Below are 13,417 nucleotides of genomic sequence, written 5' to 3'. Positions count from 1 at the left end.
CCATGCTGCATTCCCATGCCGAAATCCGCCGCCGCATCGATGCGCTCGGCCCATGGTTCCACAACATGGAACTTGCCGGCGTCCAAACCGCTCCCAACCATTTTCTGGGCAACTACCCGCTGATCAAATGGCGCAAATTTGCCAATGCCATTCCCGCTGATCTGAGGGGCAAGGCCGTACTCGATATCGGCTGCAATGCAGGATTTTACTCCATCGAGATGAAACGGCGAGGTGCTGACCGTGTCCTCGGCATCGATTTCGATGACGCCTACCTGGCGCAGGCTCGCTTTGCCGCCGAGGTTGCCGATTGCGAGATCGAATTCCAGAAGCTTTCGGTCTACGACGTCGGCTCGCTGCGCGAGACGTTCGATGTCGTGCTGTTCATGGGGGTGCTTTACCATTTGCGCCACCCCTTGCTCGCGCTCGACCTGATCCGCGAACATGTCGCCCGTGACCTGATGATCTTCCAGTCCATGCAGCGCGGCAGCGCGGATCTGCCCGAGTTGGAAGAAAACTATCATTTCTGGACGCATGACCTGTTCGACCAGCCGCAGTTTCCCAAGCTGCATTTTATCGAGCACCGCTATGCCGACGATCCCACCAACTGGTGGATTCCAAACCGCGCCTGCACCGAAGCGATGCTGCGCAGCGCCGGTTTCGAGATCGTTCTGCACCCCGAGCAGGAGGTCTATTTCTGCCGCGCAGCCGGGGACCCGGCCGGCGGCGGCGCCATCTACCCCTCGAAAGGACAGCTCCATGATTGAAGCCGCCATGATCTGGAACGAGCCCAACAACAAATCGCATTGGGACCCAGAGCTCGATCCCGATTGGAGCCGCTTTGCCAGGATGGCGATCTTGTCGGCTGACGCAATCGCGTCGGAGAACCCGTCTTTGACGAAAGTACTCGGTGGCATCTCGCCGATAGATCCGGGCTTTATCACCCGCATGAAGGAATTCGGCGTGCTGGACCATGTCGATGCCGTCGCCGTGCACGGCTTTCCGCTCGACTGGAACCTGTGGCAGATCCACGAATGGCCACAGAAGATCGGCGAGATCGCGACCGTCACCAACCTTCCCATCTGGGTCAGCGAAGTCGGCGTATCGACCTTCGGCGCGGAAGAAATCCAGGTCTGGGGGCTCAAGCGCACCGCCGAGTTGCTGATTGGCAACGCACCACGCATCCAGTGGTACAGCCTCTACGATCTTCCGCGCGAATGGGAAGCAACGACGCGGCATCGCGAGGCGGAGGGCTCTTCTTACTATCGACATTTCCACATGGGGCTGCTGCGCCAGGACGGCACGCCAAAACCAGCGCTGGAGGAGTTCCTGCGCTACTCGCCCGCAATGGGGCTGGTGCAGTGGTTTCATTTCGAGGACCCCCGGCTAGACGATGCCGTCGCCTGGATGAAGCGGCTGGGCGTCACCAATATGCGCACGGGGCTTTCCTGGGCAGACAGCTTCCGGCCGAACGCGCTGGACTGGTTCGACCGGCAGATGGAGGCACTCGCCGATTTCGACGTGACGGTCACCTTTTGCTTTACACCGGAGCATCGCGGAATGATGCCCCACCACACCAGCCCACCTCTGGTGCCGGAGGAGTTCGCGGAATTCTGCGCAACCATGATCCGCCGCTATGCGCCCGGCATGACGTCCGCTTCGCTCCCGACGCGGCGGGCCTCGGCCGCGTGAAATGTCATGCTGCCGATGCATCAGACGCCCGACACATTGGACGAATTAGCGGCACCATGGACAGGTGGTGCGGCGTACGGGACCGAGGCCCAACCAGCCGCGGCGCTCACTGTCCTCAATGTCGCCTACCCTCTCGCACCCGTCGGACCCGATGCTGTCGGCGGTGCCGAACAGGTTCTGTCGATGCTCGATCGGGCGCTGGTTCGCGGCGGCCACCGCTCTATCGTCATTGGCTGCCGCGGCTCCAGCGCGAGCGGTACCCTTGTGGAAATACCGGCTGAAGACGGCGTGCTCGACGAGGCGGCGAAGAGCCGCGCGCAGCAGGCTCATCGCAAAGCGATCGCCGCTGCCCGCGCCCGATGGCCGGTCGATGTGGTCCATCTGCACGGCATCGATTTCGATGCCTATCTGCCCGACGATGGCCCGACCCTTGTGAGCCTCCACCTGCCCTTGGACTGGTATCCGGCCGAGGCTCTGCGACCGACGCGCGACGACCTGTGGCTCCATGCGGTCTCGTCCACCCAGCAGCAAACGGCGCCACCAGGGGCCAGACTGGTGGCGCCGATTCCCAACGGCGTTGACATCGAATCATTGAACCTGGTGCAGCCGAAGCGAGACTTTGCCCTGGTTCTCAGCCGGGTCTGCCCGGAAAAGGGCATTCACCTGGCCCTGGACGCGGCCAAACAGGCGGGCGTGCCCCTGGTCATCGGCGGCAAGGTCTATCCCTACGAAACACATACGCGCTACTTTCGCGACGAGGTCCAATCCCGTCTTGATGCTCGCCGCCGCTTCCTGGGCCCGCTCGGTTTTAACGCCAAGAGGCGCTTTCTCAACGCAGCCCGCTGTCTGGTCATTCCAAGCCTCGCCGCCGAGACAAGCTCGCTTGTTGCCATGGAGGCCCTCGCCTGCGGTACCCCGGTGGTCGCATTCCCGAATGGTGCGCTTGCGGACGTCATCGAGCACGGCAGGACGGGCTTTCTCGTCAACACAGTCGACGAGATGGCCCAAGCCATTCTTGCGGCGCCCAGCCTGGACGCCGAGGCGTGCCGGGTGGAGGCGCGACGGCGGTTTTCGCTGGAACGGATGATCTCGTCGTATATGGCTGCCTATCAGGCGCTGGCACAACTTGGCACAGATTGCCAGCGCTTCGCTGCGGCACCGTGAGAAAAGCAGTGTTGCGCAGCGAAATCATCGATGACCCCGTAAAATTCGATGCCTTGACGCCGCACTGGTGGAAACTGTGGGAGCAGAGTTCCTCTGCGACGCCGTTCCAATCCCCCGCCTGGCTGGCGCCATGGTGGCGCGCATTCGCACCCGGTGAACTGGCGACAGTCGCGGTCTGGCGTGGCGGCGATCTGGTCGGGCTGGCGCCACTCTATCTCGAGCATGGAACGGCCGGTTCGAAGCTGCTTCCGGTCGGCATTTCGCTCAGTGATTATCTGGACATCCTGGCTGTCCAGGATATCGAGGCGGCGGTTGTCGCCACCATTGCCGAAACGATCTGCTCGGTCGGGTGGTCACAATGGATATTGTCTGATCTGCCGCAAAACAGTGCCGGTCTTACGATCGCGCATCCCGGTTTAACGGTCGAGAGGCCGGTAATTCATGCAGCCTGTCCCGTGCTTGCTGTTGCCGGCGACGACACGTTGGCCGGCTGCGTTCCCGCTCGGCGCAGGCGCCAGTTGCGCCGGGCGCGCCAAGCGGCGTCCAGACGCGGCCGGCTCGCGTTGGCGTCAGCCCGGGGCGATCAGAACTTCCTGAACCAATTGATCCGCCTGCACCATGCACGCTGGGTTGGACATGGAGGTGGTGTATTGGCCGACCCCGCCGTGCAGCACTTCCATGGGCTTTCACTTCCCTTGCTCGATGCTCACGGCCTGGTCCGATGCTGGTTGCTCGCGATCGATGGCACGACTGTCGCCGCCTATTACGGATTTCACCACCGCGGCCGCGCCTATGCCTATCTCGGCGGCCTCGATCCTGCTTATGCCGAGGAGAGCCCAGGTGCGATCCTGATCGGCCACGCGATCGCGGAGTCGATCCGCGAAGATGCGCGCGAGTTCGACTTCCTGCGCGGCCAGGAGGCCTACAAATACGGCTGGGGCGCCGTCGACAGGTGGACGATGCGGAGGATCTGGACGCGGAGTTGATGTCATGAGTGTGCACGCGCAGCGCCGGACATCGGTCAGACGGGCGGTCGAAGATTGTATGGCCGATGGTGCCTGCGCCGAAGCTGTTCTCGTCAGGCTGGCGCTTCACCTGCCACCCACAATTGAAGCGGCGGAATTGGCGAAGGTCGTGCTGAAAGTCCGTCCGGCGGATACCGGCGATGCTGAAAGACTGCGAAAGGTCGCTGGACTGCTGCGCCACAGACCGGGCGTCCTTGCCACTTTGCGAGCGACAGGCGGCGCCGTTCGGCATGAACGCGGTAACGGCGAGACGGATATTGCCGTCGTCACGCGGCTGGCCTCGAGTTTTGATGCCGCGGCAGCAATTTCGACAGCCGCAAGTGTCCAGTTAGGATCCCTTGGCGATGACGAGCGGCTGACAGCCATGACCGACGAAATCGTTGAATGGCTCGAGGCGCGAGAATTCACCGGAATTGAACGAGACATTCTCGACATCGGTTGCGGCATCGGACGTTTCGAGCGCGCGCTGTCCAATTCCTTCAAGCGGATGGTCGGCATCGACATATCATCGCGGATGATCTCTATCGCCTCCGAGCAATGCGCAGCGCTCGGCAATGTCGAACTGCGCCAAACCTCCGGTCTCGATCTGGCCGACTTCGACGACGACAGTTTCGATTGCGTGTTGGCGGTCGACAGCTTTCCCTACCTGGTCCTGGCCGGCATGGCTGAGCGGCTTTTCGATGAAATTGCGCGCGTTCTCAAACGGCCGGGCCGGCTCGCATTGCTGAACTATTCTTATCGCGGATCGCTTTCTTTGGACCGGGCCGACATCGGCCGTCTTGCGCAAGCTCACCAATTGCGGGTCGTCATCGACGGCGAGAAGCCGTTTGGGTCATGGGATGGCGACGCCTTCCTGCTTGCTGGGTGAGACGGAACATTACAGCGCGATGCCGGTTCGGGCGTCGGCACCGATCGGTGTCCTGGATTCGAAGGAGGAGATCGTGGCATCCGGCAGCAAAAAGCATTTCGGACAAGGCAGCCAAGGCAAAGGTGCCGGCGCCGGCGCAATGACCACCTTGGACAAGGACAAGATCGAGGAAAACGCGGTTTTGTCCAACCGCGACAGGAAGCAACATGGCCGAGAGCGCGGGCTGGACGGTAATCGAATCAAGTCCGATCAATTTCAGGATCACGCCGCAAACCGGTTGCTGAAGGACTGACGCCACCGCGCCGCGTCTTGCCGCGGCACGGAGGAAAAACTGTGCAAGGGCCGCCGGTGAGCCTCTCGGCGGTCGACAACGCCTTGTAGTGCCGAGCGCTCATCATCAGACTTGGATCTAGGGATGCTATCAAGAGAACGTGATGTCTCATTCGAGCGACGATACCACGGATCTGCTTGTCGAGATGGCAGTGGATCGGGAGATTGCTTCCCTGCTGGCCGCCATAGAGCAGGAAAAGATACCAGACCGCCTGTCCAAGCTGGCGATCAAATTGCAAAACGCTCTCGTCGAGAAGCGTCGGCGAGACGTGAAGAGCTGACTATCTGCGGTTGTCGACCTCTATATCGAGCTGACCATCCGACAGCTGATTTCGTCTCTCTATCAATGTCTGCAGAGAGCTCTCCCCGAGTAGCTCAAGGATGTTGGCGCGGGCACGATTCAGCCGGCTCTTGACCGTCCCTACCGCGCAGCCGCAGATTTCGGCGGTTTCCTCGTAGCCCACTCCTAAAACGCCGATCAGCATCAGCACCTCGCGCTGATGTTCGGGCAGCTTTTGGATGGCGCCGTGAACTTCCTTGCTCTGAACGGTCCATTCCTGGGTAGCTTCCGAAATCGGTCTCGAAGACGCGCAGTCGAGAAGGCCTGGCGCTTCCCGTGCAGCGATCTTGATCCGCGTGTAGTAGGTGTTGCGCATGATGGTGAAGAGCCACGACTTCATGCGTGTACCAGGTTCGAACTTGTCGATGTTGGCGAGCCCTTTGGTCAACGTTTCCTGCACCAGATCGTCGGCATCGTCTGGAACGCGGCAGAAGGTGCGCGCGAAAGCCCGCAGGGCAGGTATCAGATCAACGATGGAAACGTCATTGGTTTGTTGGTCGGCCAAGAGATAGCCTCCGGATGACAATGGTCCAGCTCCCAGAAGAAAGAGTGAATGAACGAAGCCAGAGCTAAATGCATGGAAGTTTGGTTCGTTCCCGCCGTTGGAAACAACTCTTCGAAAATTCCACCGGGCGCGAACACGCCGACTACGGTCTTCCCCCAAACACGCCCACTTCAAAGGAACGAAACACCATGCCGAGCTTCATTCCCGGGAACCTCGCCGGTGCGTTTGGCTGTGCAGGGCATGGACCGAGTCGTGCGGCTGGTAACGCGCAAACCACTGCCTGACAAACCTATTGGCGAACCACGTGGCGAACTCGGCTACCATCGATACATAGCGATAATGGTTGGCCCGGAGGACATGTTAAAGTCGTTGATTTTATCGATTTGTTGGCGCGGGTGAAATCCAGCAATCGGTCGAAGTTGCCGGGCAGTCGGCCAACGAACATGCTCGTCCAGCACTTGCTCTATTCTGCCCTCCGATCAGGCTAAGCCGATGAAATACCGGGTTGATTCACCCTTGACGGCGTCGCCGAACGGCGTGCTGTGGCGTACAATCTGCAGCTGCTCTCCGAAGCTGGCTGTTGCGGTGCTGTGCAACTCGCGTTGGCGAAAATCACGGATGACGATCAGCGCTTGAGTGAGCGCCCGAACCGGTCCTCGATCCGCGACTGCAGGAACTCGAGCCCCATCGAGAGCAGCCAATAGATCATCGAGGCGGTGATGAGCATCTCGATGTGGCGGAACTCGGTCTGGCCCTGCGTGCGTGCGAGATACATGATCTCCCAGACCCCGACCACCGAGACCAGCGAAGAATCCTTCAGCATCGCAATGAACTGGTTGCCGGTTGGCGGCACGATGACCCGCATCGCCTGCGGCAGGATCACCAGGAACATCGTCTGGTTAGCGCTAAGGCCGAGTGCCGTAGCACCCTCGGTCTGGCCGCGCGAGATGCTTTCGATGCCGGCGCGGAAGATCTCGGTCATGTACGCGCCGTAGCAGAGCGACAGCGCCATGATGCCGGCCGGCACGGCGCCGATCACGTAGCCAATCTGCGGCAGGCCGAGATAGATGATGTAGATCTGCATCAACAACGGCAAGCCACGAAACAGAGAGGTATAGAAGGTCGCCAAGCCATAGACCACGCCGTTGCGGGAAAGTTTGGCGATGGCGCCAACGAAGGCGATGAGGGTGGCGATGGCGATCGAAATGGCCGAAATGTAGAGGGTCGTCACCACACCCTTCGAGACGAGGAAGCCGATCTTCTTGGCGATGAACGCGAAGGACAGGTCGAAGGAATAGAAAAACAACATTAGCAACACGAACAGCTCTATCCAAACTGCCACAATCTGCTGTTTGCGGCTGAGATACCGCAGCGCGTTCCAGTTCGCCACCAAGATCAATGCGATCAGCACCGCCGAGACCGCCCGCCCGACGTCCGGGTTGGCGGCGAGCCACTCGACCGACCACGGAACGAGCTTGCCGAGCCAACTGGCTTTGATGCCGAGCCCATACAGGCCGGCGGCGATGGCGGCGAGCACGAAGAACACGCCAACGCGGCGCGCCGCGTCCGGGTGGTTGAGCAATAGTCGGCCGATCACGTCTTCGATCTCCCTGCGGTCAGCGGGCCCGCTCGCGCCACCAATCCTGCGCCTGCAGCTTCCAGTAGGTGAGTTGCGCAACCGCAAGTCCAGCCGGGCCGCCCGCCCAGGCAAGGCCGAAGGGTGTGAACAGCCGGTAGCGGTCCGATTGTCCCAGTATGGCTTCGGCGATCAACTTGCCGGCGATCGCCGTGGTGTTGATGCCATGGCCACCAAAAGCCGTGAGGTACCAGACGCCCGGCTGCAACGGGCCTATTTGGGGCATCATGTGCCGGGCATAAGACATGAGCCCGGACCAGGCGAGTTCGGTCTTGAGGTGTTCGAGCTGCGGATAAGTGGTGACCATCTCACGGCGCAATTGCCTCGCCAACACGCCCGATGAGGCTGCCCGGGTGGTGATGCGCCCTCCCCAGAGCAGCCGCCTGCCGTCTTCGACAACACGGTAATAATCACCTGCGCGACGGTTATCGCCGACGGCGTCGGTCGTCGTAATCGACTTGGCGATGAGGTCAGGCGCCTCCTCGCTCACCATAACGTAAGTGGCGATCGGCAGGAATGCCCGCTGCAGCCGACCGACCAGTGGCCCCGTATATCCGCCGGTGGCAACTACGGCCTGGCGGGCGCGCACTTCGCCGCTGTCGGTACGCAAGATCTTTTCGGCGCCGTCAAGGTTGGCTTCAACGGCAGCCGTTCTCTCGTATATCCTGCCGCCCAGCCGCTCGATCTCGCCAGCAACGGCGCGCAGATAGTTAAGCGGATGCATGTGGAAGGCGCTGGGATCGCGCAGGCCTTGGTGGTAGCGATCCGAATGCAGCACCGCTCGCACCTGGTCGCGATCGAGATAGTCGAGCCGATAGTCGAAATCCCGCGCCAGTTGCTCGGCATATGCCTTGAGCGCGGCGCCACCATCGTGGCGAAGCACGCTCAATATACCGGAGCGCGGCTCTGCCGCCTTGATGTCGAGATCGCGGATCGTCTGCCGCACGAAGTCGACGCCTTCGATGGACAGGCGGTGCAGTTTTTGTGCCGCGTCGACGCCGGCCATCGCGGCGATGTTGTCGGTGCCGGTGGCGAAACCGGGATTGACGAAGCCGCCATTGCGACCGGAAGCGCCGAATCCTATCCGCTGCGCCTCAAGCACGACGACCTGCTGGCCGGCGCGAGCCAGCTGCAACGCCGTCGTCAGGCCGGCCAGTCCGCCGCCGACAACGACTGTCTCGCACTCGGAAACGCCGCTCAGCGGCGGTCTGATGGTGTTGTCGGCAAGCGTGCGTCGGTAATAGGTGTCAGGACATGTCATGATCAATATGATGAGGTGGCGGCACTAGAGCATTTTGCAGGCAGGCGGAGCCGCCCGGTGTCGTGGAAATGCGGCTGAAACAAAACAGATGGAGCGGGATGTTCAATTGAATGCATCCCGCTCAAGATTTATCCACGACGCTCCTCAGTCGGCGCTGTAATCCTTGCCGTACCACTTGGTGGTCAGTTTCGCGAGGGTACCGTCCTTCTTCATCTCGTCGAGAATGCCGCCGATCTTGGCATTCCACTCGGCATCACCTTTTTCCGCGATCACCACCAGCGGCTCACGGAAGGCATAGCCGCCTTCCAGGACACGCAACGGGTAGCCGTTCTTTATCGCGTTCTGAGCCGTCTGTTCTGGTGCGATGACCGCGTTGAGGCGCACGCCGTCGCCAAGCCTCAAATCGTCGAACGGCAGCATTGAGTCGGCGAAAGTCCTGATCTCACCTGGCTCCAGCTTGTATTCGATGGGCGGCAGGCCGGGAGCATCGATCTCGAGTTGTCTGCGGATGAAATCCTCCGACGTGGTGGCGGTCTCGACGCCGATGATCTTACCGTTCAGGTCGGCGACCGATTTGGCCGGGCTGTCCTTGTGAACCACGTAAACGTAGGGGCTATAATAATAGATGCCTTCGAAATCGATCACCTTGGCCCGCGCTTTGGTCGGCGTCACCGAGCCGACACCCAGATCGTAGCGTCCCTGCCAATGGCCGCCCGTCATCGTCGCCCAGTCCGGCGTGTCGAAACTGACCTCCACACCGAGGCGCCTTGCGATCTCCTTCGAGACGTCGATATCGAAGCCGACCAACTGATTACTGTCGTCGAGGAAACTCTGCGGCGGCCAACCGCTGTTTGTGGCGACCACCATTGCCTTCTTCGAGGTAACCCGGTCGATGGTTTCACCCGCCGACGCCGCAGACGCGAACGCGAGCGTGGTAGTGGCCAAGGCCAGCCACGCGATCAATTTCCTCACTTGAACCTCCCTCTTCATGGTCATTCAGACATATGCTTCCCAGAGCGCGCTCCCGTAGAGAAATAGCAATTGAGAGCGCGGCATGAGATCGATCTCATATCAGCACACATATCGACGAGGGGATCAAGTCCTTTTTCAAGTAGCCAGTTGTCCTCCGGGGGCGCAAAGCATCGGCACCCGCACGGTGCGGCGGAACCCGCGTTTGATGTGACGCGCGTGACTTTCAAGACAGAGGAAACGAAGATCTACTTCAACCTATCACATCATTGCCAGATGGGCGGCACAGGATGGCTTGCTGTCTACGAGTTTCCGATGTTCCGGTTAAGCATGGGTGCGCGGCACACCGGCAGCAGCACCAGCAGGATGATGGCGGAGTCGACCCAGAGGACCCTGTTCACGCCCATCGTGTCGACGATCTGACTGGTCGCTAGGGTACCCACGGAGATGGCAAGATTGAAAGTGAAGCAGTAGATGGCCGTCGCGGTCTCCGCGCTTTCTGATGCTGCACTCAGCACCCACGTCTGCAGCGTAATGGGCGCCGCGCCATACGCGAAGCCCCACACTAGCAGCAGGATGGTTCCTGTGAGCGGCGTGACCCCGAGCAACGGGAAAAGAGCCAGCGTGGCCCCGAGCCCAATGACGACGCAGGCCAATGTGCGACCGACGGATTTTGCGGCCCAGACGCCTGCGACGGCGTTGCCAATCATTCCGAGAATGCCATACCCCAACAGTAGCCAGCCTATGCTCCCTGCAGTGACGCCCGAGACCTCCAGCAACACCGGGCTCACGAAGGTGTAGGCACCGTAGTGGGCAGCCACCAGCAGTGCGGTCGCAACCACGCCCGCCAGAAGGGCGGGATTGCGCAATTGCGCACGCAGGGCTTTCACCTCCACAGGCTGCGCCGCCTCCAGCTTCGGAAGCACAAGCAGGGCGGCGAGCAGTGTGGCAAAGCTCAGACCGACGAGAGACCAGAACGCGCCGCGCCAGCCGACTAGATCACCGATGATCGTGCCGGCCGGCACGCCCAGCACCGCAGCGGCACTTACACCGCCGAAGACAATAGTCATGGCGCGCGGCACGGACGGTCCAGGAACAAGGCGTACTGCGATGCTCCCGGCTATCGCCCAAAAGCCACCGATGGTGATCCCGACGAGCAGCCTGGACGCGAGCAGAACGGGAAAGTTCGTTGCGAGCGCTGAAATCACGCTCGCCGCAGCCATTACCGCGAGCAGGCCCGCCATCAGAATACGCCGGTCGAGCCTCCCCACTGCCAACGGCAAACCGATAGAAGCGAACGCCGCAATTACGCCGGGTATCGTCACCGTGAGACCGCCACTCCCAATAGAGACATTCAACTCGGAAGAAATTGCCGGAATCAGCCCCACAGGGAGTTGCTCCGCAGTGATCATCGAAAAAATACCCAGCGATACAGTGAGCACGGAGAGCCACATGCGAAAAGTGGCTCCCTGTTTCTCCCGAAGGGCTGCTTTGGTCAGAGACATGATCACCTCCAGCCCGCGAGAAGGCACTCGACGCCAACGTTTCGGGCAAACGTTAGAGAGACGGATCGGGCAATTGATCCCGGCCTGGTTTCAGATAATCTGTCCACTGCGGATTGATAATCGAGGGAGATATGGATGGTGAATTCACGAAACGTGAATGAAAGAGGTGATTGCAGTTGGACCGGCTGACCAGCATGACCGTGTTTGCCAACGTCGTCGGTGAAGGCAGCTTCGCTGGAGCGGCCAAGCGGATGCGACTATCGCCAGCGGCCGTGAGCAAGCATGTCCAAATGCTGGAAGAGTGGCTTGGCGCACGCCTTCTCAACCGGACGACCCGGCGCATCAGCCTGACAGAGCTCGGCGCCTCCGTCTACGAGCGCAGTCTGCGCATAATCGAGGATGTCGAGGAAGTTCGTACGAGCGCGGCCGAGAGCAAGACACGTCCCACCGGCTCACTGCGTGTCAGCGCGCCGATCTCCTTCGGCGCGATGCACCTTGGGAGAGTCGTTGCAGAATATCTCGCGGTCTACCCGGAGGTGTCGGTTGAGTTGGTGTTGGACGACCGTGTGGTTGACATCGTGGAAGAGGGCCTGGATGTCGCGGTACGCATCGCTCCACTCACGGTTTCCAATCTGGTTGCTCGCCGAATCGCGCCTTCACGCGAGGTGGTCTGCGCTTCGCGATATTATCTGGACAGACGCGGGCGTCCCACAAAGCCGTCGGATCTCCACGACCATGATTGTCTGGACTACGCGTTGCGCGCCAGCCGCGGAAAATGGCGGTTCGACGGACCAAAGGGGGAAGTGGCGGTAAAAATCACTGCACGGATGACGGCAACGAACGGGCAGCTCCTGCGCGATGCGGCGCTGGGTGGAGCAGGCATAGTACTTTGCCCCACTTTCCTTGTTGGAGAAGCCATTCGTTCGGGCCAACTGGAGACAGTGATGCCCCAGTTCAAGCCGGTAAGCCGGTCGATCTACGCTATGTACCCGTCAAGAAGGCATCTTTCCGCCAAAGTTCAAAGCTTCGTGACGCTTCTCGCCGCCCACTTTGGTGAGAACCCACCTTGGGACAACTTTGGACCATGACGACTGGAATGTTGAGCCCAGAGGCCGCGCGCACTTGCACGGCCTTACTGTGCATGGGACCAGCACCCAGGGCCAAGGGGCGGTGCATATCGAGCCGTCCAGCACCTTTTCGAGACTGAAGCATCCGCTATTTGCCGACGGTCATTCGCTGAGGCTCAATCCACCGCCCATCCTAAGCGCCGCCACAGCGCAAGTTGTAGCATCTGCGGTGTCTCTGGTTCTCTGCGGCCACCGGCGGAACGGGTTGTAAGCAGGCGCGTTCCTCCAGCGTCAAGCTTGGAGAACATACCATGGATGACGAGCTGCGCCTGAAGTTACAAGAGCTGAGCCAAAGCATGCAAACGCGAGCGGCCGAACTTTCGACGCTCGGCGGCAGCGTAGACATAAGTACGGTGATGTCGGGGATCGCCGTCGCTCTGGAGGCGCTACTGGTGATTGCCGAAGAGATGAAAACGCCACGTTCCGGCCCTTCGGTCCTGCCCGACGCTACATGAACATCTCCGATCGTTTGGGAGAGGCTCCAGAGCGAGAGCGCCTACCGCTCACCAGCAAATCGCTCGCCGAGGAACTGGCTTTAATCCACATTCTGGGTTGGAGAGTGGAGAGCGCAATCTACTCGGTGGAGTACTCCAGGTGGGGTGAGCGTCGGCAGAAATGGATTTTGCACTCGACGATGCCTTTTGGGTAATCGGGGACGGCCTTAGGACGGAGGACCACGATGGCTTGGATGGCCGCAATTTGCCCGATTACAGATGAGCAGGCGCTCGTTGATTCGGAGACAGTTGGTGACATCCGGGAGTTTCGCTGTCCGAGTTGCGGCGACTTCAAAATCACGAACTCGGCCACCGCGATGTTCAAAGGCCTATCGGCAGAACAGAAGTTGGAGCGCTTCGAATACGCTAGAGCAATCGCGGGCAACAACGCGATCACAGTGACGACGGAACATGGATCTATCGATACCGAAGATCAATAGAATACCCGCCCGATAAGCCGGTTCCCAGCGCATCTCCTCACTTGCTGCCCTGAGACCATTTGAC

General features: G+C 60.6%; 15 protein-coding genes. 10 read left to right on the top strand and 5 right to left on the bottom strand.

Features of this window, described 5'->3' with window-relative positions:
* The first annotated feature begins 2 nt into the window (after positions 1-2).
* The 7 genes from NKI37_RS18800 (at position 3) to NKI37_RS18770 (ending at position 5,357) form a co-directional block, all read left to right on the top strand.
* Positions 3-764: a TIGR04290 family methyltransferase gene (locus tag NKI37_RS18800; protein ID WP_023667975.1), complete on the top strand. Its 762-nt coding sequence runs from the start codon at positions 3-5 to the stop codon at positions 762-764.
* Positions 757-1,689, top strand: a complete 933-nt coding sequence (locus NKI37_RS18795; protein WP_352787441.1) for a glycoside hydrolase 5 family protein — start codon at positions 757-759, stop codon at positions 1,687-1,689. Before NKI37_RS18800 ends, NKI37_RS18795 begins: the two co-directional genes overlap by 8 nt.
* Positions 1,690-1,695: 6 nt before the next feature.
* Positions 1,696-2,853, top strand: coding sequence for a glycosyltransferase family 4 protein (locus NKI37_RS18790; protein WP_352787444.1), 1,158 nt, complete (start codon positions 1,696-1,698; stop codon positions 2,851-2,853).
* Between the two features lie 8 nt (positions 2,854-2,861).
* Complete coding sequence (locus NKI37_RS18785) at positions 2,862-3,839, top strand: GNAT family N-acetyltransferase (protein ID WP_352787446.1); 978 nt, start codon at positions 2,862-2,864, stop codon at positions 3,837-3,839.
* 4 nt (positions 3,840-3,843) lie between these two features.
* A complete protein-coding gene (locus NKI37_RS18780; RefSeq protein WP_352787448.1) occupies positions 3,844-4,746 on the top strand; it encodes a class I SAM-dependent methyltransferase in 903 nt (300 codons plus the stop codon).
* A complete protein-coding gene (locus tag NKI37_RS18775) occupies positions 4,718-5,038 on the top strand; it encodes a hypothetical protein (RefSeq protein WP_502896299.1) in 321 nt (106 codons plus the stop codon). The genes NKI37_RS18780 and NKI37_RS18775 overlap by 29 nt, the downstream gene beginning before the upstream one ends.
* Positions 5,039-5,180: 142 nt before the next feature.
* The gene (locus NKI37_RS18770; RefSeq protein WP_352444652.1) at positions 5,181-5,357 is read left to right on the top strand and encodes a hypothetical protein; all 177 of its coding nucleotides are present in this window, start codon (positions 5,181-5,183) and stop codon (positions 5,355-5,357) included.
* On the opposite strand, the gene NKI37_RS18765 is transcribed toward NKI37_RS18770, so the two are convergent.
* The 5 genes from NKI37_RS18765 to NKI37_RS18745 form a co-directional block, all read right to left on the bottom strand.
* Complete coding sequence (locus tag NKI37_RS18765; protein ID WP_023681087.1) at positions 5,358-5,921, bottom strand: sigma-70 family RNA polymerase sigma factor; 564 nt, start codon at positions 5,919-5,921, stop codon at positions 5,358-5,360.
* 625 nt (positions 5,922-6,546) lie between these two features.
* Positions 6,547-7,518, bottom strand: a complete 972-nt coding sequence (locus NKI37_RS18760; RefSeq protein ID WP_023712239.1) for an amino acid ABC transporter permease — start codon at positions 7,516-7,518, stop codon at positions 6,547-6,549.
* Between the two features lie 19 nt (positions 7,519-7,537).
* The gene (locus tag NKI37_RS18755) at positions 7,538-8,818 is read right to left on the bottom strand and encodes an NAD(P)/FAD-dependent oxidoreductase (RefSeq protein ID WP_023667966.1); all 1,281 of its coding nucleotides are present in this window, start codon (positions 8,816-8,818) and stop codon (positions 7,538-7,540) included.
* 144 nt (positions 8,819-8,962) lie between these two features.
* Positions 8,963-9,790: a transporter substrate-binding domain-containing protein gene (locus NKI37_RS18750; protein WP_023736090.1), complete on the bottom strand. Its 828-nt coding sequence runs from the start codon at positions 9,788-9,790 to the stop codon at positions 8,963-8,965.
* Between the two features lie 299 nt (positions 9,791-10,089).
* On the bottom strand, positions 10,090-11,292 hold the full coding sequence (locus NKI37_RS18745) for an MFS transporter (RefSeq protein WP_352787451.1): 1,203 nt from the start codon (positions 11,290-11,292) through the stop codon (positions 10,090-10,092).
* Positions 11,293-11,468: 176 nt separating this feature from the next.
* Between NKI37_RS18745 and NKI37_RS18740 the strand changes: the two genes are divergently transcribed.
* The 3 genes from NKI37_RS18740 to NKI37_RS18730 all read left to right on the top strand — a co-directional run bounded on the left by NKI37_RS18740 (position 11,469) and on the right by NKI37_RS18730 (position 13,353).
* Positions 11,469-12,380 carry a LysR family transcriptional regulator gene (locus NKI37_RS18740; protein WP_352787453.1) on the top strand — a complete coding sequence of 304 codons (912 nt, stop codon included), beginning with the start codon at positions 11,469-11,471 and terminating at the stop codon, positions 12,378-12,380.
* 290 nt (positions 12,381-12,670) lie between these two features.
* Positions 12,671-12,874 carry a hypothetical protein gene (locus NKI37_RS18735; RefSeq protein WP_352787455.1) on the top strand — a complete coding sequence of 68 codons (204 nt, stop codon included), beginning with the start codon at positions 12,671-12,673 and terminating at the stop codon, positions 12,872-12,874.
* 224 nt (positions 12,875-13,098) lie between these two features.
* On the top strand, positions 13,099-13,353 hold the full coding sequence (locus tag NKI37_RS18730; RefSeq protein ID WP_352787458.1) for a hypothetical protein: 255 nt from the start codon (positions 13,099-13,101) through the stop codon (positions 13,351-13,353).
* Positions 13,354-13,417 lie beyond the last annotated feature (64 nt).

It is taken from the genome of Mesorhizobium sp. M0626 (assembly GCF_040320665.1).
Taxonomy (GTDB): Bacteria; Pseudomonadota; Alphaproteobacteria; order Rhizobiales; family Rhizobiaceae; genus Mesorhizobium.
The sequence above is the reverse complement of the archived record's forward strand: the minus strand, read 5'-3'. Positions and strand labels throughout refer to the sequence as shown.

Coding starts and splice junctions, on each gene's coding strand:
- NKI37_RS18800 (WP_023667975.1), top strand. CDS start 3: ATGCTGCATTCCCATGCCGAAATCCGCCGCCGCATCGATGCGCTCGGC.
- NKI37_RS18795 (WP_352787441.1), top strand. CDS start 757: ATGATTGAAGCCGCCATGATCTGGAACGAGCCCAACAACAAATCGCAT.
- NKI37_RS18790 (WP_352787444.1), top strand. CDS start 1,696: ATGCTGCCGATGCATCAGACGCCCGACACATTGGACGAATTAGCGGCA.
- NKI37_RS18780 (WP_352787448.1), top strand. CDS start 3,844: ATGAGTGTGCACGCGCAGCGCCGGACATCGGTCAGACGGGCGGTCGAA.
- NKI37_RS18775 (WP_502896299.1), top strand. CDS start 4,718: ATGGCGACGCCTTCCTGCTTGCTGGGTGAGACGGAACATTACAGCGCG.
- NKI37_RS18770 (WP_352444652.1), top strand. CDS start 5,181: ATGTCTCATTCGAGCGACGATACCACGGATCTGCTTGTCGAGATGGCA.
- NKI37_RS18755 (WP_023667966.1), bottom strand. CDS start 8,818: ATGACATGTCCTGACACCTATTACCGACGCACGCTTGCCGACAACACC.
- NKI37_RS18745 (WP_352787451.1), bottom strand. CDS start 11,292: ATGTCTCTGACCAAAGCAGCCCTTCGGGAGAAACAGGGAGCCACTTTT.
- NKI37_RS18735 (WP_352787455.1), top strand. CDS start 12,671: ATGGATGACGAGCTGCGCCTGAAGTTACAAGAGCTGAGCCAAAGCATG.
- NKI37_RS18730 (WP_352787458.1), top strand. CDS start 13,099: ATGGCTTGGATGGCCGCAATTTGCCCGATTACAGATGAGCAGGCGCTC.